At 59.3% G+C, this 21,960-nt stretch carries 22 protein-coding genes; 8 read left to right on the top strand and 14 right to left on the bottom strand.

Going from position 1 to position 21,960, the window contains the following annotated elements; all coding sequences use genetic code 11:
* Window positions 1-88: 88 nt before the first annotated feature.
* The 5 genes from ACTJKV_RS20260 to ACTJKV_RS20240 form a co-directional block, all read right to left on the bottom strand.
* Window positions 89-592, bottom strand: a complete 504-nt coding sequence (locus tag ACTJKV_RS20260; protein WP_062424918.1) for an invasion associated locus B family protein — start codon at window positions 590-592, stop codon at window positions 89-91.
* Window positions 593-951: 359 nt separating this feature from the next.
* A complete protein-coding gene (locus ACTJKV_RS20255) occupies window positions 952-1,329 on the bottom strand; it encodes a YkvA family protein (RefSeq protein ID WP_062424919.1) in 378 nt (125 codons plus the stop codon).
* 52 nt (window positions 1,330-1,381) lie between these two features.
* A complete protein-coding gene (locus ACTJKV_RS20250) occupies window positions 1,382-1,687 on the bottom strand; it encodes a 4a-hydroxytetrahydrobiopterin dehydratase (RefSeq protein WP_062424920.1) in 306 nt (101 codons plus the stop codon).
* A gap of 147 nt (window positions 1,688-1,834) precedes the next feature.
* A complete protein-coding gene (thpR, locus tag ACTJKV_RS20245; RefSeq protein WP_113226933.1) occupies window positions 1,835-2,428 on the bottom strand; it encodes an RNA 2',3'-cyclic phosphodiesterase in 594 nt (197 codons plus the stop codon).
* Window positions 2,429-2,496: 68 nt separating this feature from the next.
* Complete coding sequence (locus ACTJKV_RS20240; protein ID WP_113273078.1) at window positions 2,497-3,147, bottom strand: arylesterase; 651 nt, start codon at window positions 3,145-3,147, stop codon at window positions 2,497-2,499.
* A gap of 67 nt (window positions 3,148-3,214) precedes the next feature.
* Here ACTJKV_RS20240 and ACTJKV_RS20235 point away from each other — a divergent pair, with 67 nt between their 5' ends.
* From ACTJKV_RS20235 to ACTJKV_RS20225, 3 genes are all read left to right on the top strand, one after another.
* Complete coding sequence (locus ACTJKV_RS20235; protein ID WP_062597379.1) at window positions 3,215-3,928, top strand: ABC transporter ATP-binding protein; 714 nt, start codon at window positions 3,215-3,217, stop codon at window positions 3,926-3,928.
* Complete coding sequence (locus tag ACTJKV_RS20230; protein WP_274103426.1) at window positions 3,925-6,474, top strand: ABC transporter permease; 2,550 nt, start codon at window positions 3,925-3,927, stop codon at window positions 6,472-6,474. Before ACTJKV_RS20235 ends, ACTJKV_RS20230 begins: the two co-directional genes overlap by 4 nt.
* 266 nt (window positions 6,475-6,740) lie before the next feature.
* Complete coding sequence (locus tag ACTJKV_RS20225; RefSeq protein ID WP_440599369.1) at window positions 6,741-7,523, top strand: Bax inhibitor-1/YccA family protein; 783 nt, start codon at window positions 6,741-6,743, stop codon at window positions 7,521-7,523.
* Window positions 7,524-7,716: 193 nt separating this feature from the next.
* Here the strand turns inward: ACTJKV_RS20225 and ACTJKV_RS20220 are convergent, their stop codons facing one another.
* The 3 genes from ACTJKV_RS20220 to acnA form a co-directional block, all read right to left on the bottom strand.
* On the bottom strand, window positions 7,717-8,109 hold the full coding sequence (locus ACTJKV_RS20220) for a DUF2794 domain-containing protein (RefSeq protein WP_062424926.1): 393 nt from the start codon (window positions 8,107-8,109) through the stop codon (window positions 7,717-7,719).
* 300 nt (window positions 8,110-8,409) lie between these two features.
* A complete protein-coding gene (locus tag ACTJKV_RS20215; RefSeq protein ID WP_082478871.1) occupies window positions 8,410-9,192 on the bottom strand; it encodes a DUF1223 domain-containing protein in 783 nt (260 codons plus the stop codon).
* A 260-nt stretch (window positions 9,193-9,452) separates the two neighbouring features.
* Window positions 9,453-12,146: an aconitate hydratase AcnA gene (gene acnA / locus ACTJKV_RS20210; protein WP_274103427.1), complete on the bottom strand. Its 2,694-nt coding sequence runs from the start codon at window positions 12,144-12,146 to the stop codon at window positions 9,453-9,455.
* Window positions 12,147-12,419: 273 nt separating this feature from the next.
* Here acnA and ccmA point away from each other — a divergent pair, with 273 nt between their 5' ends.
* The 5 genes from ccmA to ACTJKV_RS20185 all read left to right on the top strand — a co-directional run bounded on the left by ccmA (window position 12,420) and on the right by ACTJKV_RS20185 (window position 15,570).
* Window positions 12,420-13,061, top strand: coding sequence for a heme ABC exporter ATP-binding protein CcmA (gene ccmA / locus ACTJKV_RS20205; protein ID WP_274103608.1), 642 nt, complete (start codon window positions 12,420-12,422; stop codon window positions 13,059-13,061).
* Window positions 13,062-13,302: 241 nt separating this feature from the next.
* The gene (ccmB, locus tag ACTJKV_RS20200) at window positions 13,303-13,962 is read left to right on the top strand and encodes a heme exporter protein CcmB (RefSeq protein WP_062597385.1); all 660 of its coding nucleotides are present in this window, start codon (window positions 13,303-13,305) and stop codon (window positions 13,960-13,962) included.
* A gap of 66 nt (window positions 13,963-14,028) precedes the next feature.
* Complete coding sequence (locus ACTJKV_RS20195) at window positions 14,029-14,790, top strand: heme ABC transporter permease (protein ID WP_274103428.1); 762 nt, start codon at window positions 14,029-14,031, stop codon at window positions 14,788-14,790.
* 4 nt (window positions 14,791-14,794) lie between these two features.
* Window positions 14,795-14,971 carry a heme exporter protein CcmD gene (ccmD, locus tag ACTJKV_RS20190; RefSeq protein ID WP_113178176.1) on the top strand — a complete coding sequence of 59 codons (177 nt, stop codon included), beginning with the start codon at window positions 14,795-14,797 and terminating at the stop codon, window positions 14,969-14,971.
* Window positions 14,968-15,570 carry a DsbE family thiol:disulfide interchange protein gene (locus tag ACTJKV_RS20185; RefSeq protein WP_274103429.1) on the top strand — a complete coding sequence of 201 codons (603 nt, stop codon included), beginning with the start codon at window positions 14,968-14,970 and terminating at the stop codon, window positions 15,568-15,570. Before ccmD ends, ACTJKV_RS20185 begins: the two co-directional genes overlap by 4 nt.
* 18 nt (window positions 15,571-15,588) lie before the next feature.
* Here ACTJKV_RS20185 and ACTJKV_RS20180 read toward each other — a convergent pair whose 3' ends face one another.
* The 6 genes from ACTJKV_RS20180 to dapF form a co-directional block, all read right to left on the bottom strand.
* A complete protein-coding gene (locus tag ACTJKV_RS20180; RefSeq protein WP_274103430.1) occupies window positions 15,589-16,776 on the bottom strand; it encodes a GGDEF domain-containing protein in 1,188 nt (395 codons plus the stop codon).
* A gap of 93 nt (window positions 16,777-16,869) precedes the next feature.
* Window positions 16,870-17,466 carry a DUF2585 domain-containing protein gene (locus ACTJKV_RS20175; RefSeq protein ID WP_274103431.1) on the bottom strand — a complete coding sequence of 199 codons (597 nt, stop codon included), beginning with the start codon at window positions 17,464-17,466 and terminating at the stop codon, window positions 16,870-16,872.
* Window positions 17,463-18,113 carry a septation protein A gene (locus ACTJKV_RS20170; protein WP_274103432.1) on the bottom strand — a complete coding sequence of 217 codons (651 nt, stop codon included), beginning with the start codon at window positions 18,111-18,113 and terminating at the stop codon, window positions 17,463-17,465. Before ACTJKV_RS20170 ends, ACTJKV_RS20175 begins: the two co-directional genes overlap by 4 nt.
* 2 nt (window positions 18,114-18,115) lie before the next feature.
* Window positions 18,116-19,588, bottom strand: coding sequence for a signal recognition particle-docking protein FtsY (gene ftsY, locus ACTJKV_RS20165; protein WP_440599368.1), 1,473 nt, complete (start codon window positions 19,586-19,588; stop codon window positions 18,116-18,118).
* A gap of 22 nt (window positions 19,589-19,610) precedes the next feature.
* On the bottom strand, window positions 19,611-20,885 hold the full coding sequence (gene mtaB, locus ACTJKV_RS20160) for a tRNA (N(6)-L-threonylcarbamoyladenosine(37)-C(2))-methylthiotransferase MtaB (protein WP_335321920.1): 1,275 nt from the start codon (window positions 20,883-20,885) through the stop codon (window positions 19,611-19,613).
* The gene (gene dapF / locus ACTJKV_RS20155; protein ID WP_335321919.1) at window positions 20,882-21,814 is read right to left on the bottom strand and encodes a diaminopimelate epimerase; all 933 of its coding nucleotides are present in this window, start codon (window positions 21,812-21,814) and stop codon (window positions 20,882-20,884) included. The genes mtaB and dapF overlap by 4 nt, the downstream gene beginning before the upstream one ends.
* Window positions 21,815-21,960: the final 146 nt, after the last annotated feature.

The raw sequence follows: 21,960 nt of genomic DNA, 5'->3' as shown, positions 1-21,960 counted from the left end.
GTGTTGGCGCGCATCTAGCATCAAACCGGCAAAAACGCAAATGGCCGGTCAGGGACCGGCCATCAGACTCTAATTTTTTTAGAACTGCTTACTTGCAGCTTTCGATCTGCTTGAGAGCAGCCGAGATGCCAGACAGCGAATAGGAATAGGAGGTTGCCGTCCCGCGACCGGAGGTCGCCTTGACGGTCATGCTCTTGCCAACCTTCATGGCCGCAACGAGTGCCGGTTCTTCAGCGGCATTTTCGACCCAGGCCGCCTTGTCCTTGGTGAACATCACGAAGTTCTTGGCATCGATCGTCACATTGACCTTGGAGCCTTCCTTCAAAGGATAGCCAACCATGGCCTGCGGCTCATAGGAAATGTTCTGGCCGGGACGCTGCGACACGATGAAAAAGATATCGCCATGGTCGACGCTTGCCGGCTCCTTGGCGGTTGGAACGGAAAGAACATAGCAAACGGTGCTTTTACCCGATTTGTACGAATAGGCACCCCAAGCGTTGAACTGCTGGATGCGCGTGGGCGACTGTGCAGAGGCAATGCTGACGCTGGTCAGCAAAATGGCGGCTGCGGTTGCTACACTTCTTACAAACATTGAAATTCCTGCCGGGTTTATTGTCTTCCAGTTGCCCGAACGGCTAGGCCGGGCCGGTGCGAGGTGAAGGCCGTCATCTTCATTTTGGCTAAGGAACGGTTACCAAACCGTCAACGCCATCATTAAAAGGTGAGAATTGTATCGCGGTGTTACAGTTCGGATACTCCCCGCGCCCCAAGATCCATGCTGCGCCAAGGCTGAAAACGCCTTGACAGAAATGCATGCGTCAGAGGTCCTCAACGCATGTAAAACACGCTTCGAGCGACGCGAGTCAGCGCCACGCAAAAGGTATGACACGGCAATTCAGGCAAGAATTTGTCGGGATTTGGAACCGCGTCTAACGGCACATCACAGAGCCGTTATTCCTCGCGCATCTTTTCCAGCGCAAGATCGGCGGCGTCGTAATGCTCCATCTTGATATGGGCACGGATCATCGCAAGGGCTGCGGTCAAAACCGCAATATCGTCGGTAAAGCCGATGACCGCCAGAACATCCGGCACCACATCGATCGGCATGATGAAATACCCAAGTGCTGCAAGCAGAATACCCTTGGCTCGAAGCGGCGTGGAGGGATCGACAGCGCAATAATAGGCCGCAGCCGCGTCTCTGGCAAAAGGTACCTTGCTGACGACCCGCTTCATCTTCGGCCAGAACTTGGATCGAACAGTCTCCTCGCGTTCCTTCTGCGTGTCGGGATCGCCGGGAAGCAGGATTTCACCGATCTTGACGTCATCCATGGTCGTAGTTCCTTTGGTCATGACGGATAATATAGGCGATGAAGACCGCTGTTCAATTGCCGCGCCCGGCAGCCGCCTTCTCCATCGCCTTTGCCAGCAGGATATCGCGCTCGGTAATCCCTTGGGAATCATGCGTGGTCAGACAGATCTTCACCCGCGAATAGACATTGGACCATTCCGGATGGTGATTGAGCTTTTCTGCCGCCAGCGCGCACTCAGCCATGAAACCGAAGGCTTCGGCAAAACTGGCAAACTTGTAGGCCTTGACGATTGCCAGACCGTCTTCGCGCAAAGACCAGCCGTCCAGCGTCTCAAGCGCCGTGCGCACTGCGTCCGCTTCAAGTTTCGCATAGGTCATGATGGTCCCTTCCCCTGATAGACTGTTCTATGCAACTGAACGGACGGACATGCGCTTTGGTTCACCTTTGACCGTCAGATCAACCGCGCAAATGGATGCTCGGCCGGGGCGCTCGCCCAGCCGATGCTATGATCAGGTATCATGGAGTTAGAACAGGCTCTTCTCCGGAAGCAGTCCAGCGTCGGCATAGACGCCAGTCGAACGGCTCTCATAGAGCGGGAAGGCCTCTTCGACGATGTAAGGCCCGCCGCCGACCGATTCCTTCGAGGACATCAGCACGAAGCGCCCGACGGTGAAGGGCGAGGTTCGGAAATCCCCGCGGCCTGAAAGATAATGGACCACATCGTCGAGCCTGGAATTGCGAAGCCGCGCCAGCGTCACATGCGGCGTGAACTTTCGCGGATCCGGCGGCAACCCGAGACGCTGGCAGATGCGCTCGATTTCTGCCTGGAGAGCGACCATTTCCGGAGAGGGAGAAACCCCGGCCCAGAGGGAATGCGGCTTCTTCGATCCGAAGGAGCCCATGCCCGTCAGGTTGATCTGAAACTCCTCGCGATCGATACGATCCAGCCGATCGACCACTTCGTCAGCGGTGCGTCCGTCTATATCGCCGATAAAGCGCAAGGTGATGTGATAATTCTCCACGTCAATCCACCGGGCTCCCGGTAGACCACCGCGCAACAATGAAAGGCTCATCGCCGCATTGCGCGGAATTTCGAGGGCGGTAAACAGTCTCGGCATGGCGAGCTCCCCGAATCTCTTGGCAGAACAAGGACAGCGAATCATGCAAAGCTTCGCTGCGCAAGTGCTTATTTTTTTTGCTCACGGATAGTCTTAACAAAGGCCTCGACGGCGGGCAGAGACTTCTCCACCATCACTGCAACGCCCTTGGCATTGGGATGCATTCTGTCTTCCAGCTGCAGGCTTTGATCGAGCACGACACCGTCCAGAAAGAACGGGTAGAGCGGGATCTGATACTTCTGCGCCAGCCGTTCATAGATAGGGTTGAACGCCTTGCCGTAGTCGCCGCCCATGTTTGGCGGCACGATGATGCCCATCATGAGAACCGGGATATTGCGCTTCTGAAACCCTTCGATGATGGCCGCCAAGTTCTTCTCGGTATCGGCAGGCGGAATGCCCCGCAGCGCATCGTTGGCGCCAAGCTCCAGGATCACGCCATCGGTCCCATCCGGCACCGACCATTCGGCGCGCGCAAGGCCGGCAGAACTCGTGTCACCCGAAACGCCCGCATTGGTCACGACCGCATTGACGCCCTTGGCTTTCAGCGCGGCTTCGAGCTGGGCGGCGTAGCTTTCGTTCGGCGCAAGCTGATAGCCGGCCATCAGGCTGTCGCCAAAGCCGACGATCTGCAAAGGTTTATCTTGAGCGCCAGCGGATGAAGAAGAAAGAAACGCCCCAAGGATGACGACGAAGTGAGCGGCAACGGCTTTAAAATTCATTCCAGCCTTCCTAATTGGTGAAGCCAGCAAGGCTTCTGCACTCTTGATCATATAGGAACGCAAAAACGTGGCGAAAAGCACCATCGAGCTGAAGAAAGCGGATCTCACCCTTGGCAGCGCCGCCGCCTCCGTCCACGTTTTGAAGAGCATCGATCTCACCATTGAAGAGGGCGAAGCCGTCGGAATTGTCGGGCCTTCCGGCTCCGGCAAGTCCACGCTGCTGATGGTTCTGGCAGGCCTTGAAAGGCTCGATAGCGGCGAGATCACAATTGCGGGAACGCATCTCCATACGCTTGGCGAAGATGCGCTGGCGGATTTTCGCGGCAAGAATATCGGGATCGTCTTCCAGTCCTTTCACCTGATCGCCAACATGACCGCGCTCGAGAATGTCGCCGTTCCGCTTGAACTTGCCAATGTGCCGAATGCTTTCGACATTGCGACGCGAGAACTGACCGCGGTCGGCCTCGGCCAGCGCCTTAACCACTATCCCGGCCAATTGTCCGGCGGCGAGCAGCAGCGTGTGGCGATTGCTAGAGCGCTTGCCCCCTCGCCTGCCGTGCTGATCGCCGACGAACCGACGGGCAATCTCGATACCGATACCGGCAAGCAGATCGCGGATCTGCTGTTTTCGAAGCAGGCCGAGCGCGGCATGACGATGATCCTCGTGACCCACGATCCGTCGCTTGCCGCCCGCTGCACCCGCCAGATCAAGGTTCGCTCCGGCCAGATCGAAGGCGAAAGTGCCGGCTCCACAGCCGCCAGACAGGCGGCAAGCGCATGATCCCGTCTGCCGCCAACATTCGAAATGCGCTGAGATTGGCACGCCGGGAAATCCGCGGCGGGTTCGGTGGCTTCTACATCTTCCTCGCCTGTATCGCGCTTGGCACCGGTGCTATCGCAGCCGTCAACTCGGTCTCGCGCGCAGTCACCAGCGCTATCGCCGACGAAGGCCAGTCGATCCTGGCTGGCGACGTGCGCTTCGAACTCAGAAACCGCGAGGCGAGTGCTGAAGAGCGCGCTTATATCGACAGCCTCGGTGATGTCGCCGTCTCGGACGGGCTGCGCTCCATGGCGCGACTGGAAGACGGCTCACAGCAGAGCCTGGCCGAGGTCAAGGCCGTCGATGGCGCCTATCCGCTCTATGGCGATTTCGTCGCCGAGCCGGCGCAACCCCTTCCCGCGCTTTTGGCCAAACAAGGCGAGAGCTTCGGCGCGGTCGCGGCCCCCCTGCTGCTTGAGCGTCTCGGCATCAAGGTCGGCGACGAACTGCTTCTTGGCAATGCCAGGCTGAAACTGACGGGTACCATCGTCACCGAGCCGGACACGCTGTCTGACGGTTTCGGCTTCGCGCCCCGTCTGCTCATCAGCCGCGATGCGCTGATCGCCTCCGGCCTGATCCAGACGGGAAGCCTTGTCGAGCATGCCTACAAGGTGCGTCTGACCGACCCGTCGCAACGCGCGACAATCATCGAAACGACCAACAAGCAGTTTCCGAACGCCGGCTGGTCCATTCGCACCAGCGATCGCGCCGCGCCGCAACTCACCGAAAACGTCAATCGCTTCTCCCAATTCCTGACGCTCGTTGGCCTCACTGCGTTAATCGTCGGCGGCGTTGGTGTTGCCAATGCCGTGCGCGCCTTTCTCGATTCCAAGCGCACCACGATTGCCTCGCTGAAATGCCTTGGCGCGCCGGCAAGCGTGGTGACGATGACCTATCTGTTCCAGATTGGTTTCATTGCCTGCGTCGGCATTGTGATCGGGTTGTTGTTCGGCGCCATAGCACCACTCATCGCCATGCGCTTTCTCGACGGCGTGCTGCCGGTGCCGAAGGAGCTTGCCTTCTATCCTTCGGCATTGTGGCTTGCCGCCGTCTTCGGCATGTTGACCACACTTGCCTTCGCCATCGTGCCGCTCGGTCAGGCACGCGAAGTGCCGGCAACCGCACTCTTCCGCGAGCAAGGCTTCGATGAAGGGAAGCTTCCCTCCTGGCCGTATCTCGCTGCAACGGCAATCCTTCTTGCAGTGCTTGCGAGCCTTGCGATTTTCACGGCGGATGATCGCTTCATCGCCTCGGTCTTTCTCGGTGCGATCGCCTTCGCCTTCGTCGTGCTGAGGCTTGTCGCCTGGGGCATCCGCGCCCTGGCGAGACGCAGTCCACGCGTTCACTCCGCAGCCCTCCGGCTCGCTATCGGCAATATCCACCGCCCCGGCGCGCTGACGCCCTCCGTGGTGCTATCGCTAGGTCTTGGCCTTACGCTTCTGGTGACGCTGACACTGATCGACGGCAATCTGCGGCGGGAATTGACGTCGACACTGCCGGAGAAAGCGCCGAACTTCTTCTTCGTCGACATTCAGGGAAGCGAGCGCGATGGCTTCCGCGACCTCGTCAAGCGCGAGGCGCCGGAAGGCACGCTGACGGAAGTTCCGATGCTGCGCGGCCGTATTCTGGCGCTGAACGGCCAAGACGTCACCAAGATCGAAGTACCGCCATCCGGCCGCTGGGTTCTGCGCGGCGATCGCGGCATTACCTATTCAGAAGATCTGCCGGAAAATGCCAAGCTCACGCAAGGCACGTGGTGGGGCAAGGATTATAGCGGCGAGCCGCTGGTTTCCTTTGCTGCCGAAGAGGCGGGCGAACTCGGCCTCAAGATCGGTGATACGGTCACCGTCAATGTCCTCGGCCGCAGCATCACCGCCAAGATCGCCAATCTGCGCGATGTGCAGTGGCAGTCCATGTCGATCAATTTCGTCATGGTGTTTTCACCCAACACTTTCCGGGGCGCACCGCACGCATGGCTGGCAACGCTGGCAGACCCGTCGGCGACACCCGCCAAGGAAGGCGAAATCCTGCGCAGCGTCACCAACGCCTATCCGACGATCACCACGGTGCGCGTCAAGGATGCGCTCGATATCGTCGACCGGCTGGTCGGTCAGCTCGCAACCGCGATCCGTGCGGCAGCTGCCGTTGCGCTGATCGCCTCCGTGCTGGTGCTGGCAGGCGCCCTGGCGGCGGGCAACCGTGCGCGCACCCGCGATGCCGTGATCCTGAAAACGCTCGGCGGCACACGATCCATGCTGATCCGCGCCTTCTCCTATGAATACATGATCCTCGGCGTAGCGACCGCCACCTTCGCCCTTCTGGCGGGCGGCGTCTCCGCATGGTTCGTGATTGCCCGCATCATGAAGCTGCCCTCCAGCTTCCTGCCCGATGTGGCAATCGGCACGCTTGTCGTTTCGCTGGTGATGACGGTGGGCATCGGGCTGATCGGCACATGGCGCATCCTCGGCCAGAAGGCTGCACCGGTGCTGCGCCAGGCGGGCGAGTAAGCCGTTGGATGCAAGTGAAAATCTAAAAAACGGAAAAGTTGTGCGCGATTTAACTTTTACGATTAATTCTTGGTAATGATGTCAAAAACGTTATCGCTTTTCGCGCATACGGTGTTTTTTCGTTATTTTTGGCACTTGTAACGGCTGCGCCATCGCCTCATATTCTCTGGTAGGCTTGCTGTAGCTCCGCAGCGGCGCCTGGGATAGTATCCACATAACGGTCTTATCCCGACACCGTAGCAACTTCGGAGCTAAAAGAGGAAACAATGGCTGACTTTAACAACTACCAGAACCGTATGGCCCAAGGCCGTGCTCAGTCTGGTGCGATGATCGACCAAGGTCTTCGCTCCTACATGGTGAAGGTCTACAACCTTATGGCGCTCGCGCTGGTGATTACCGGTGTTGCTGCCTTCGGTTTTGCTAGCCTTGCTGTAACAACCGATCCTGCGGCGGCCGTCGCGACGCTTAGCAACGGTACAATGCTCACGCAGCTCGGCGCTGCGGTCTACGCATCGCCTCTTCGCTGGGTCGTCATGCTGGCACCGCTGGCCCTCGTCTTCTTTCTGAGCTTCCGCGTTCATAAGATGAGCGTTTCTGCTGCTCAAGCGACGTTCTGGGTCTACGCGGCCCTGGTTGGACTATCGATTTCGTCGATTTTCGTGGCCTACACCGCAGCTAGCGTCGTCCAAACGTTCTTCATCACCGCTGCTTCTTTCGGCGCGCTGTCGCTCTACGGCTACACGACCAAGAAGGACCTGTCCGCCATGGGCTCGTTCCTGATCATGGGTCTGTTCGGCCTGATCATCGCGTCGGTCGTTAACATTTGGTTGGAGTCCAGCGCTGTTAGCTTTGCAGCTTCTGCAATCGGCGTTCTGATCTTTGCAGGTCTGACCGCCTACGACACGCAGAAGATCAAGGAAATGTACTTCGAAGGTGACGACGTTCTCGTGGCCGGTCGCAAGGCGATCATGGGTGCGCTGACGCTCTACCTCGACTTCCTGAATCTGTTTATGTTCCTGCTTCAGTTCCTGGGCAACCGGAACAACTAAGGATCGCAATAGCGCTCAAACAGAAAGGCGGCCACTGGCCGCCTTTTTCATGCCCGCCTATGAGGCCGAGGAAGCGTCGCTCCCCTGCCGCCTGACAACATCGGCCCGAAGATCGGACTCGATGTCCGGAAAGCACCATGCGTCGATTCAAAAAGGTAATGCGTCCCTTTTGCGTCCCATCGGACGCACAACTCTAGTCGATCAGCTTCAAGGCCTTGTCGAACACCTTCAGCACCTGAGGCAATTCATGCCCGCGCTTGAGAATGCGACCATCGGTGTTGATGACGCTGTAGGCTCCCTGCTTGGCAGCAAGCTTCGGGTTCTTCTCGATCCTGAAGAGCGGCATTTCGCCGGAGCGCTTGAAGACGGAGAAGACTGCCTTTTCCTTCATGTGGTCGATGGCGTAGTCGCGCCACTCACCTTCGCCCACCATGCGGCCGTAGACGCGCAAAATGGCGTCCAGTTCCCGGCGGTGGAAGGTCACGGGCAAGGGGTCCTTGGCTCGCTTGTATTCCCGAAGATCAACGACGGTAGAGCCTTCCCGGGTCTGGGAAGTCGCGTATTGCAAATCCGGCTGATCGGCCATCCGGCACCTCGCTCGACTGCTTATGACATCTCTGCGACAGTCTGTCCTCGCCTTGGCGAAATTGCAAGCCCGCAAAGTCGTCCGGCAAGGAGCGGCTTTTCCGGTAACCAATGAGGCAGAACAAGCGGGCGCAAATGCCCAATTTCGAACAAATCATGGCCCGAATTCAATGGAATAGTGCGATTGTCAATTGATGCCTAGGCACCAAGATGACCCGGTCCGGTGCATTGACCCTTTACCCCCAGCCCCCAATGCCCGGGCCGGATCTCCCCCCCAGCGGGGATCCCCAAAAATCTCGTCTTATCCCTCTGACTGCATCAGCACATTCGCGCCGACGATGGCCGATGGATTGCCAGCCGCATCCATCTTTTGCAGCAGTACGGCACAGCCGCCGGATTTCGCCTTGCTCATGACGCTTGCCGGCAGCTTTACGGTCATCGCCTTGCCATCCCACATGCCGACCGTCTGCACATCATAGACGCTGTGCCAGTAGGAGATCGTCTTGCCCTGGTTCTCACCCTTCTGCACGTCGACAACCTGCTCGCGGTTGAAATAGGCAACCACGACCTCCGCCTTGCCCTGCCCGGCACCGATATCGATCTCGATCTCATCGCCGACCCGCTCGGTGCTGATAGGCACGTTCAAGCCCTCGCCCGCCTTGTTGAAATCGTCCAGGCGGCGGTAGATCGTCTGGATATCCGCGCCCTTTACATGGTCACGCCCATTGACCACCGCCTGCGGTGTGTAGACGTTGTTGCGCCCAAGCGCGCGGGCATAGCCGTACTGCCGCTCGGTATTTTCCTTCGACGCCAGCGAATCCGTCCAGCCAAGATAATTCCAGTAGTCCACATGGTAGGACAGGCCGATCACATCGCCATTCTGGATGAGCTTGCGCAGATTGGCATCTGCCGGCGGGCAGGAGGCGCAGCCCTGCGAGGTGAAGAGTTCGACCACGCCTTTCAGCTGATCCTGAGCATAGGCCGCACCCGCAGAAAGCCCGCCGAACAGGCATAGCGAAACGCCAACGCTGCGAAGCCCGTTTCTGAAAATGCCGCTTCGCTGCGGGCCAATTGTATTCGGCATAGCGTGAACCCTTGTCTGAAGGCCGGTCCGAACCATTGATGCAATCAATTCGGGTATGGTGGCAAGGCGGAAAATAGCCTCGAACTCCGTTCAAGAGGAAGTCACGATGGGGTGAGCTTCGCAGCCTTCGCATGACGGCGAAAAGGCAGGGGCTAAGACCCGTTCCTTCGCACCGATCAGACCCTCGGAAGATGCTGCCCCGCAGGTCACAAAAAAACGCCGGGATCGCTCCCGGCGTTCGATGTATTTGGACTATCGGATCAGGCTGCCAGATCGCGAAGAACGGTCTGCAGAATGCCGCCATTGTCCATGTAGGTCACTTCGTCCAGCGTATCGATGCGGCAAAGCAGCGGGATTTCCTTCACTGTGCCGTCCGAGTAGGTGATCTTGGCGATCTTGGTTTCGCGTGGCTTGATCTCGCCTTCGAGGCCTTCGATCGTAACCGTCTCGTCACCCTTCAGGCCAAGGCTTGCCCATGTCGTGCCTTCCTGGAAGGTGAAGGGCACGACGCCCATGCCGACCAGGTTGGAGCGGTGGATACGCTCGAAGGACTGCGCGATCACGGCCTTGACGCCGAGCAGGTTGGTGCCCTTTGCAGCCCAGTCACGCGAAGAACCGTTGCCGTATTCGACGCCAGCGAAGATGACGAGCGGAACGCCCTCATCCTTGTACTTCATCGCTGCGTCGTAAATCGACATCTCTTCCTTGGACGGATAGTGGATGGTGTAGCCACCTTCCTTACCGTTCGGCCCGAGCATGTGGTTGCGAATGCGGATGTTGGCGAAGGTGCCGCGCATCATCACTTCGTGGTTGCCACGGCGCGTGCCGTACTGGTTGAAGTCGGCAACCGCCACACCGTTTTCGGTGAGGTATGCACCGGCTGGAGACGCTGCCTTGATCGAACCGGCCGGAGAAATATGGTCGGTGGTGATCTTGTCGCCGAAGAGACCGAGAACGCGAGCGCCCTTGATGTCCTTGAGGCCAGTGCCCTTCTTGCCCATGCCGACGAAGTAAGGCGGGTTCTGGACGTAAGTCGAGTTGTCGTCCCAGGCATAGGTCTGGCCATCGGGAACCTGCACGGCCTGCCAGTTTTCGTCGCCCTTGAACACGTCCGCATACTTGGTTTCGAACAGCTCGCGCGTAACGTATTTCTGGATGAACTCCTGGACTTCCGCAGAGGTCGGCCAGATGTCCTTCAGGTATACCGGGTTGCCATCCTGGTCTTCGCCGAGCGGCTCCGTGGTAAGGTCCTTCTGCACCGTGCCGGCCAGCGCATAGGCGACGACGAGCGGCGGGGAAGCTAGGTAGTTCGCCTGAACGTCGGGCGAGATACGGCCTTCGAAGTTACGGTTACCGGAGAGAACGCCAGCGGTGATCAGACCCTTGTCGTTGATGGTCTTGGAGATCGGCGCAGGCAGCGGGCCGGAGTTGCCGATGCAGGTCGTGCAGCCGAAGCCGACGAGGTTGAAGCCGAGCGCGTCGAGCTCCTTCTGCAGGCCAGCCTTCTCCAGATATTCCGCCACGACCTGGCTTCCAGGTGCAAGCGAGGTCTTGACCCAAGGCTTGGACTTCAGACCCTTGGCAACCGCGTTGCGGGCCAGAAGGCCGGCAGCGATCAGCACCGATGGGTTGGAGGTGTTGGTGCAAGACGTAATGGCGGCAATGGCTACATCGCCATGGCCGAGATCGTAGCTTTCGCCCTCGACCGCGTAACGGGTGTTGAGCTGGCCTGGCTTCTTGTAGTCGTTTTCGAGAGCCGTTGCGAAGTTGGGTGCAATGGTTTCGAGCGGCAGGCGGCCTTCAGGACGCTTGGGGCCGGCCATGGATGGCACGACGTCGCCGAGTTCGAGTTCGAGCGTGTCGGTGAAGACGAGCTGCGAGCCGTCATTGTCGCGCCACATGCCCTGCGCCTTGGAGTAGGCTTCGACGAGTGCGATACGATCCTTCGCACGGCCGGACATGTCGAGATAGCCGACGGTTGCGGTATCGACCGGGAAGAAGCCGCAGGTCGCGCCATATTCCGGGCCCATGTTGCCGATGGTCGCACGGTCTGCAACCGGCAGCGTATCGAGGCCAGGTCCGAAGAATTCGACGAACTTGGAAACGACGCCCTTCTTACGCAGCATCTGCACGACGGTCAGAACGAGGTCGGTTGCGGTGACGCCTTCTCTCAGCGTGCCCGTCAGCTTGAAGCCGATGACTTCCGGCAGAAGCATGGAAACCGGCTGGCCGAGCATGGCCGCTTCGGCTTCGATACCGCCAACGCCCCAGCCCAGAACGCCAAGACCGTTGATCATGGTCGTGTGGCTGTCGGTGCCGACGCAGGTATCCGGATAAGCGATCGTCTCGCCATCCTCATCCTTCGTCCAGACGGTCTGGCCGAGATATTCGAAGTTCACCTGGTGACAGATGCCGGTGCCAGGAGGAACGACGCGGAAGTTCTTAAACGCCTGCTGGCCCCACTTGAGGAAGCGGTAACGCTCGCCGTTGCGCTCATATTCCAGTTCGACGTTGCGGGCAAAGGCGTTGGCATTGCCGAATTCGTCGACGATGACAGAGTGGTCGATGACGAGGTCGACGGGCACGAGCGGGTTGATCTTTTCAGGATCGCCACCGAGCGCCTTGATGCCATCACGCATGGCTGCAAGGTCAACGACGGCAGGAACGCCGGTGAAGTCCTGCATCAGAACGCGGGCAGGACGGTAAGCGATTTCCGCTTCCTTCAGACCCTTGTTGTTCAGCCACTCGGCAACAGCCTCGATATCGGACTTGCGAACCGAACGGCCGTCTTCGTTGCGCAGCAGGTTCTCCAGCAGAACCTTCATCGAATAGGGGAGATTGGCGACGCCCTTAAGGCCGTTCGCTTCCGCTTTCGGCAGGCTGTAATAGACATAATCCTTACCGTCGACGGTAAGAACGGAACGACAATTGAAACTGTCGAGAGATTTTGCCACGGTTATAAACCCCGTTCATTCTGATAGCCAACACGCGCGTGCGGACACCTATGCACTATCATGCACATCAGGATGCGGGTACGACCATTTCCGCTGTCCGCACGAGAAAATTGCTTCCGCAACATTCAGGTCCGGCGCTAGGTGATGTTCACGCCGGCCGCTGGCGTGGTTGAGACCCATATAGATAATTTCGCTAAAACGTGCCAGACCAACCAACGGCTAATTTCGATTTTTTTTGATCGAGATGATGAAATTCTTAAACGAGGCGCAGCAGTGCATCTGACAGCGGAAAATCTTGGCGTCAGACGGGGCGAAGATTTCATATTCATGAACGTTTCTCTCCAGTTAACGGATGGCGACGCTCTCCTTCTCACGGGCCCCAACGGATCGGGCAAATCCACGCTTCTGCGCGTCCTTGCGGGGCTTCTGCCTGCCGAGGCGGGCACCATAAAGATAGCCGGCGAAGGAATAGAAAAGGGCACACGCCCCGCTGAAGTCAGCCACTATCTTGGCCACCGCAACGCCATGAAGCAGGAGCTGACGGTCTACGAGAACCTGTCCTTCTGGAAACGCTTTCTCGGTGATTTCAACGGCACGCCGTCTGTATCGATCGAAGAGGCAGCCGACATCGTCGGGCTTGCCGGCATCACCCACCTGCCCTTCGGTTATCTCTCCGCGGGGCAGCAGCGGCGATTCGCCATGGCGAAGCTGCTGGTGGCGTGGAAGCCGATCTGGATTCTGGATGAGCCGACGGCGGCGCTGGATGCGGAAGCGGATCGGATGTTTACCGGATTGGTGAAGGCGCATCTTGTCAAGGGCGGAATGGTGATTGCCGCAACCCATCAGCCGCTGGGGTTGGAGGAGGCTAAGGAATTGCGGATGACGGGGTTTGCTGGGGTGGAGGAGGTATATTGATGGGCTCTTTCGTTACCACCTTCGTCGCAGACAGTACCCCCCTCTGCCCTGCCGGGCATCTCCCCCTCAAGGGGGGAGATCGAACCATGGCACGGTCTCGCCAATCTCATCTCTTGAAGATGGAGTGGAGAGCCCGCCTCTTGCCGATCTCCCCCCTTGAGGGGGAGATGCCCGGCAGGGCAGAGCGGGATGAGCAACCAAACCCTCCGTGCGGAACTCCAGTACGCGGGAGCACGCCACGATGACCGCTCTCTTCCTCCGCGATCTCAAACTCTCCATCCGCGCCGGCGGCGGCGCGCTGATCGGCGTTCTCTTCTTCATGACCGTCGTCGCCGTCATTCCCTTCGGTGTCGGACCGGACCTCAACCTCCTCTCCCGCATTGGACCTGCCATCGTCTGGATCGGCGCGCTGCTCGCAGCCCTTCTCGGCCTCGACCGCCTGTTTCAGGCAGAGCGAGACGACGGTTCTCTCGATCTGATCCTGATGCATGAAAATCCGCTGGTGCTGACGGTTTTGGTCAAATGCCTGGCGCACTGGACCGCGACCGGTCTGCCGTTGGTCGTCGCATCGCCACTTCTCGGCCTGTTCATGAATATGGGCGAAGTCGCCATCGGCGCCGTCATGCTGACACTGCTTGTCGGGACGCCGGCCCTCACCTTCATCGGCGCAGTGGGCGCGGCGGTTGCCGTAGCACTGCCACGCGGTGGTCTGCTGGTGTCGATCCTCGTTCTGCCGCTTGCCATTCCCGTACTGATCTTCGGCGTCAGCGCGTCTTATGCCGCGGTGGAAGATCCGGCCCCCTTCATGCCGCCCTTCCTGATCCTGATTGCCATCACGCTCTTTTCATCGGTGGTCGGTCCGTTCTTCGCAGCTTTGGCATTGCGCAATTCCGCCGATTGACAAGGATCAATTGCCGCGGCTTCGTCTGCATTGTAAAAGGGCCTTGCCCGCGGCCAGAAAGATGCCATGACCAATACGAGCCTAGCCATCACCAAATTCAGCGATCTCGCCAATCCCACACGGTTTCTGGCGCTGTCGTCACGCCTCTTGCCGTGGCTTGCGGGGCTATCCGCCCTTTGTCTGGTGGCTGGCCTCTATCTCGCCTTCTCGACGGACGGCGATTACCAGCAGGGCAATACGGTGCGCATCATGTATGTGCATGTGCCCGCCGCCTGGCTTTCGATGATGTGCTACACCGTCATGGCGCTCTCTGCCATCGGCACGCTGGTCTGGCGCCATCCGCTGGCCGATGTCAGCCATAAATCTGCAGCGCCGATTGGTGCTGCCTTTACGTTGATTGCGCTGATCACCGGCTCGCTCTGGGGCAAGCCCATGTGGGGCACATGGTGGGTGTGGGATGCGCGCCTGACCTCCGTCTTCATTCTGTTTCTGATGTATCTCGGCCTGATTGCCTTCAACAAGGCGATGGACGACCCGTCAAAGGCGGCGCGCGTCAGTGCGGTTCTGATCCTCGTCGGCTTCGTCAACATCCCGATCATCAAGTTTTCCGTCGAATGGTGGAATACGCTGCACCAGCCGGCAAGCGTGATGCGCATGGATGGCCCGGCCATCGATCCGGAATTCCTCTGGCCGCTGCTGACCATGGCTGTCGGCTTCACCCTGCTGTTCTTCACGCTTCATCTTGCCGCCATGCGCAACGAGATCATGCGCCGGCGCATCGCCGCGCAACGACGCCTTGCCGCGCGTGCTGCCGGAAGAGGAGCCTGACACCATGACTCACGCCTTTTACATCGGCATGTCCTACGCGCTGACCGGGCTGATCGTCTTTGGATTGATCGCCTGGGTGTGGCTCGACGGACGCGCCCGCAAGCGCGAGCTGAAGGAGCTGGAAGCGCTCGGCATCCGCCGCCGTTCCCGTCCGGCCAAAACCGAGGCATCCTCGACATGAGCGACACGAAAGCGCCTCCTCCTCCCACATCGCGCGGGCGCTCGCGCTACGTGCTCGCACTCCTGCCGCTGCTGGTCTTTGGTGGCTTCGCCGCGATTTCGGCCAAGATGCTCTATGAGCAGGACGTCAACGGCCTCGATGTCAGCGCCATTCCCTCGGCACTGATCGGCACGAAGGCGCCTGCGCTGGCGCTGCCGCCACTGGAGGGCTCCAATCTACCGGCGCTCACCGATGCGGCCATTACCGGCAAGCTGACGCTGGTCAACGTCTTTGCCTCCTGGTGCGTGCCCTGCAGGCAGGAGCACCCGATGCTGAAGGAGTTGTCGAAGGACAGGCGCCTCAACATTGTCGGCATCAATTACAAGGACAAGGCCGACAACGCCGTGCGCTTTCTTGGCGAACTCGGCAATCCCTATGCCGCCATCGGCATCGATCCAAATGGCAGGGCGGCGATCGACTGGGGTGTCTATGGCATTCCGGAAACCTATCTCGTCGGTCCGGATGGCACGATCCTCTACAAGAAGGTCGGCCCGATCGACGTGACGACCTATGAGCGTGAACTGATCCCGGCAATCGAAAGTGCTGCTGCCGGAGATTGATGGCAGCGGTGATAGTCGTCAGCTGGCAACCACTTTGAGGCTTGCCGCAGGCGTGACACCCAGAAGCGCAATTCCTTCCTGGACCACCTGATTTCGACCCGCTTCCTTCGCCCTGTAAAGGAAGCCATCGGCGCGCGAAATCGCATCATGGATGGAGTGGTCGCCAAGCGCGATGGCGGATACACCGAAGCTGCTGGTGATGTGAACCGGAAACGGCCCTTCGGACCAGTTGCGGGCGGCAAAGGCACTGCGCGCCATATTGGCCAGTATCGCAAGCTGCGAGGCCGACATGTCTGGAACATAGGCGACGAATTCCTCTCCGCCAAAACGCGCAACCTTGGCACTGGCGGGAAGCATCTCCTTCAAGAGCGACGCGAGCGCGATGATCACCCGATCGCCGGTGGCATGACCGAAGCGGTCATTGACCGACTTGAAGTGGTCGATATCGCAAATCAGAACTGCGCCTGAAGGCAGTGGCGTCAACCGGAAGTCCGGAGCGGAAAGATCGAAACCCCTCCGATTAAGAAGCCCGGTGAGCGGATCGTGGTCTGCTTCCAGCCGGTGCTGTTCGATAACATCGGCTATCGCACTACCAAGCACCGAAAGCGCCATGAGGAAGCCGCAGATGCTGGCGGTGAACTGCGCCAGATAGGAATAATCCGAGGTAAAATAGGCACCTACGCTTTCCGGCGAGGCGCCGGTCGTAAACCACAGGAATATGCCGACCCTTGCCAGCGTCTCTGCGACCACCAGCGAGGCAGCGGCCAGCAGAACCTTGTCCATCAGGTTTCGCGTCTTGCGACGAACGAGAAAAATGGACGGGGCAAGAATGAGCGCAAGCGTCAGATCCGATGTCGCAAGCTCGTTTCGCAGGTTTGGCTGAACCAGGATGAAGAAGCAGACGGCAAGATAGGCCACGGCGGCAGCACCGAGCCGCATCGTCACATAGGTCGGCGCTCCAAACTGGATGAGAAGAGCGTGACCATAAAGGACAAAGGCGGCAAGGAAGACGAAATTGGCCAGTAGTGCCCCGACAAGATCAAAACTCTCCGGCAGAACCATAGGCAGGGCAAAGCCGACAGCACCCAGAATGTAGCCGAGACCCCAGTAGCGACCGGCGCGAAAGCCCATGACCTGCAAGCCGAGGAAGACCGACCCGAATGTAACCATAATGAAAGGCAGCAGATAGGCAAAATTATCCTGCAAGACGTCGGCCTTCGCGCATGGAAAGAGAGAGGTCCGCAGTTCTAATGGACCTTTCTTAACAAAGCCTCCGCCTCAATACAGAATGACGTCAGATCAGGCGCCGGGAAGCGCATTTTGCCATTCCTTGATGGCGTCCACCGGCCAGACCAGCATCAGCACATTCAAGGTGAGGTTGTCGCGGATCAACCAGCCGGTGAAAATTTCAAAGAAGATCGCGATCAGAACGGTCAGCCACACCGGCACGCGTGCGGCAAAGAAGAAGCCCACGACCATGAAGACCGTGTCCATCGCGGAATTCAGAATGCTGTCGCCGCTATAGCCGAGCGCCATGGTGGCGGTGCGGTAGCGATCGATGATGATCGGGGAGTTTTCCAGAAGCTCCCACGCAGCCTCCACCAGAACGGCAAGAGACAGCCGAAACGACAAGGGCTTGCTGCGGAAGAGAAGCCAGGCAAACCCGTAGAACAGGAAGCCGTGGATGATATGGGACGGCGTGTACCAGTCGGCGATGTGCTGTGAGTTACCGGGCGTGTTCACCCCCGGCTCGAACAGCTTCACATAGCCACATTCGCAGATTGGAACGCGGCCCATCATGTAGAGAATGACGATCTGCGCTAGCAACAGCCCCACAGCCACCCAATACCACTTGACCGGAGACAAGCGGTCGGCAGGCACAACCGTCGTGGTCATTTGTCGTCCTTGTTCAGCGATTCGACCGAGTGGCGCATGACGAGCGGCATCTGCGCCATGGTGAAGATGATGGTGATCGGCATGGTGCCCCATACCTTGAAGGCAACCCAGGTATCGGTGGAGAAGTTGCGCCAGACGACTTCGTTCAGCACTGCAAGAAAAAGGAAGAAGATGCCCCAGCGGAGCGTCAGCTTGCGCCAGCCCTCATCCGTCAGCTTGAAGGCGGAGTTGAACACGTAGCCAAGCAAGGACTGGCCGAAGAACAACCCACCCAGCAGAATGACGCCGAAGAGCGTGTTGACGATGGTCGGCTTCATCTTGATGAAGGTATCGTTCTGCAAATAGAGCGTCAGCGCACCGAAGACGAGAACCACAAGGCCGGAGATCAGCGGCATCATCGGCAGAGTTCTGGTAAGAATCCAGGAGACGGTGAGCGCGAGTGCGGTGGCGATCATGAAGAGGCCGGTGGCGATGAAGATCGGACCGCCGAATTCATGCAACACGGGAAGCTTTTCCGCCAGCCAGTCGCCCTTGGAGTTGGCAAAGAAGAAGACGACGAGCGGTCCGAGTTCTAAAGCGAACTTCAGGAGCGGGCTGATTTCCCGCACCATCTTTTCGCTTTCGCGCTGATTGCTCTCCACATCCATACTCAAACTCCCGCAATCGCCTTGGCGAAATCTTCTGCTTCGAACGGCTCCAGATCATCCACGCCTTCGCCCACGCCGATGAAATAGACCGGCAACTTATGCTTGGCAGCGATCGCAACGAGGATACCGCCGCGCGCCGTGCCATCCAACTTTGTCATAATCAGGCCCGAGACGCCCGCAACATTGCGGAAAATCTCGACTTGGTTCATGGCGTTCTGACCCGTCGTCGCATCCAGCGTCTGAAGAACGGTATGCGGCGCCTCCGGATCGAGCTTGGCCAGCACGCGTACGATCTTTTCCAGCTCGGCCATGAGCTCGGTCTTGTTCTGCAGACGGCCCGCCGTATCGATAATCAGCACGTCGCTCTTTTTCGCCCGCGCCTGTTCATAGGCATCATAGGCAAGCCCTGCGGCATCGGCGCCAAGCTTGGTGCCGAGGAAGTCGGATCCGGTGCGATCCGCCCAGATCTTCAACTGCTCGATGGCAGCCGCGCGGAATGTATCGCCAGCCGCCAGCATCACCTTCAGGCCGGAGCCGGAGAGTTTTGCCGCAAGCTTGCCGATGGTGGTGGTCTTGCCGGTACCATTGACGCCAACCACCAGAATGACATGCGGCTTGTGCGACAGATCGAGTTCCAGCGGCTTGGCGACAGGCAAAAGAACCTTGGTGATCTCGCTTGCCATGATCTTGGCGACATCCTCGCCGCTGACATCCTTGCCGTAGCGCTCCGATGATAGCGCGCCGGTAATGCGCATGGCGGTCTCGACGCCGAGGTCGGACTGGATCAGCAGATCTTCCAGCTCATCCAGTGTGTCTTCATCGAGCTTGCGCTTGGTGAAGAGTGCCGAAATCTGGTTTGTCAGTTGTGAGGATGTGCGCGCAAGACCAGCACGCAGGCGCTGAAACCAGGTAAGCTTCAGTTCAGGTGCGGCCTCGACCGGCTCGACGCGATCGGCAGCCGACGCAAAGCCCTTTGGAAGGCTAGCCGGAACGGCAGGAGACAGTGCAGCAGGCGGAATGCCGCTGGCGGCCTCCGCTTCGTCCAGAATATCATCCAGCGCATGCTCGTCGAGAGGCGCATCGGCAAGCGACGTGTCCCGCGCATCACCATTGACGCTGTCTTCAGCGGCCGCTTCGGCCTCCAGCAGGGAGAGCGGCACCATGCCGATATCGCCAACCAGTTCAGGCCCTGGCAGAAGCGGCGCATCCTCCTCATCCTGATCGTCGCCGAGATCGGCATCGGCAACGTCAGCCACCTGCTCGACCTCGTCGGAAGCAGGTCCTGCAGCGGTTTTCATTTCCACATCGGGAACAGGGTCTTCGGCGGGCAGCGTGTGAGCTTCCGCCTCGTTCAGCGCCTCTTCGAAGGCGCTGCGCTCCTCCTGGCGAGAAACGGCCTCTTCGCTTTCCAGCTTATCCGTCTCGGCCTTGTCCTTGCCGAACGAAAAGACTTTTTTGATGAAGCCGAGGGCCATGACTGTTCCGTCTCTAGATTCTTCAGGCCGCTTGCGCTGCCAGATATTGCATATTCAAGTGCTTACCGTTGTGACCGGTAATGGCAACCCGCGCAAGAGTGCGGGGCGCAAGATCGGGTGCCGCCACCAGAGTAAAGTTGTCGGTATGGGCAAAACCGTTATTTTCGACGAGGATCGTCTGTTCGCTGCCCACCATGTTTTCGAGGTGGGCGATGCGCAGCGTTTCCCCACGCGCGCGCAGCTTTGCCGCCCGTTCCTTCACCAAAGCGCGGTCGAGCTGCGGCATTCTTGCGGCAGGCGTGCCGGGGCGCGGGCTATAGGGAAAGACATGCAGGCTGGAAATGCCGCACTCTTCCGCAAGGGTGGCGGCATTCTCCGCCATCTCATCGGTCTCTGTCGGAAAGCCGGCGATCATGTCCGCACCGAAAGCGATATCAGGGCGTAGCGCGCGCACTTCGCGACAGAAGCGGATGGCATCGTCACGCAGATGTCGGCGCTTCATCCGCTTCAGGATCATGTCGTCGCCATGCTGCAGCGACAGATGCAGATGCGGCATGAAGCGTGGCTCGTCGGCAATCAGGTCCATCAGGTGACGATCCGCCTCGATGCTGTCGATGGAGGAAAGCCTGAGCCGCAGAATATCCGGCACCTGCTTCAATAGCGTTTTCGCCAGATAACCGAGCGATGGTTCGCCCGGCAGATCCGCGCCGTAGCTCGTGGCATCCACGCCGGTCAGGACGATTTCGCGATAACCGCCTTCGGTCAGTTTGCGGGCCTGGTCCACCACCGCACCCATCGGCACGGAGCGGGAATTGCCGCGTCCATAGGGGATGATGCAGAAGGTGCAGCGGTGATCGCAGCCATTCTGCACCTGAATGAAGGCGCGCACATGCCCATCGATGTGCTTGACCATCTGCGGCGCGGTGGCCTTGACGCTCATGATGTCGTTGACGCGCAGCTTCTCTTCCGCCGAGACGCCGAAATCCGGCAGTGCACGATAGGAGGTGCTTTTCAGCTTCTCCTCATTGCCTAGAACGGCATCGACTTCCGGCATGTCGGCAAAGGTCTGCTTCTCGGTCTGGGCAGCGCAACCGGTGACGATGATGCGCGCATGCGGATTGTCGCGCCGCGCTCGGCGGATCGCCTGACGCGCCTGGCGTACGGCTTCACCCGTAACCGCGCAGGTATTGACCAGGACGGCATTGTTGAGCCCCGCCTTTTCGGCCTCAGCCCGCATCACTTCCGATTCATAGGTATTGAGGCGGCAGCCGAAGGTTATGACCTCGACACCGCTCATAAGACGCCCTGCTTCTCGCCCGCCTCTCGCGTCCCCACCTCTTGGTTCGCCAAGTCCCGCGTCCATGCGCCGGTGACGGGATCGACATGCCCGGCCCATTCCCACTCGGCAGGACCGGTCATGATGACGTGGTTGTCCTCGCGCCATTCGATGATGAGCGGAATGCGAACGGGGCTGGATGCCACGTCGATCTCCACACGACGACCGGTGCGTCCGGTCCGAGCGCCCGAGACGGCGGCAGCGCAAGCGGCCGATCCGCAGGCAAGTGTAAGGCCCGCGCCGCGTTCGAAAGTACGGGTGCGAAGCCGGCTGTCGGAGATGACCTGCGCCAGCGTGATATTGGCCTTTTCCGGAAACATCGGATGGTTCTCGAGCAGTGGCCCGATCCGCTCCAGATCGAAGTCCATCGGATCGCGATCCACCCAGAAGACAGCATGCGGGTTGCCCATGGACATGACCGATGGCGAATGCAGCACGGGATCGTCGATGGGTCCGATCTGCAATTCGATGCGGCTGGTATCGTGAAACTCTTCCGACAGCGGAATATCGCTCCAGCGGAAACGCGGCAGACCCATATCGACGGAAATCATCCCATCCTCATGCTCGCTGGCGTTCAGGATGCCGGCGACCGTCTGAAAGGTGAAGGCCTTCTTCCCGGTCTCGGCGGCAAGTGCCTGCACAACGCAGCGCGTGCCGTTGCCGCAGGCCTGCGCCTTGGTGCCATCGCAGTTGAGAATGTCGATATAGGCATCGGTGCCCGCAAGACGCGGATCATGAATCGCCATGATCTGGTCGAAAGCGGTGTCCGGATCGGCATTGAGCGCGATGGCCGCTTGCGGCGAGACCATGTCTTTGCGGCCGCGCATGTCGACAACCAGGATCTTGTTGCCAAGCCCGTTCATCTTTGCGAATTCGACCGTCTGCGTCATGTCCCTACACCCATTGGAGATGCGCGCCTCGTGCGGGCGCATTCGCCCTTATATGGCGGAATTGCAGGGCAATTACCAGTCTGGCTACGGCAAAAGCCTTTGCGCCTGTAAGCTGAAAACAAAACACCCCCGGAGCGATCCAGGGG

Origin of the sequence: Agrobacterium sp. 22117 (assembly GCF_052045735.1) — a bacterium.
In the GTDB taxonomy this organism is placed as follows: Bacteria; Pseudomonadota; Alphaproteobacteria; order Rhizobiales; family Rhizobiaceae; genus Agrobacterium; species Agrobacterium cavarae.
Note: the sequence above shows the minus strand (reverse complement) of the source record. Positions and strands in the feature narration are given on the sequence as shown.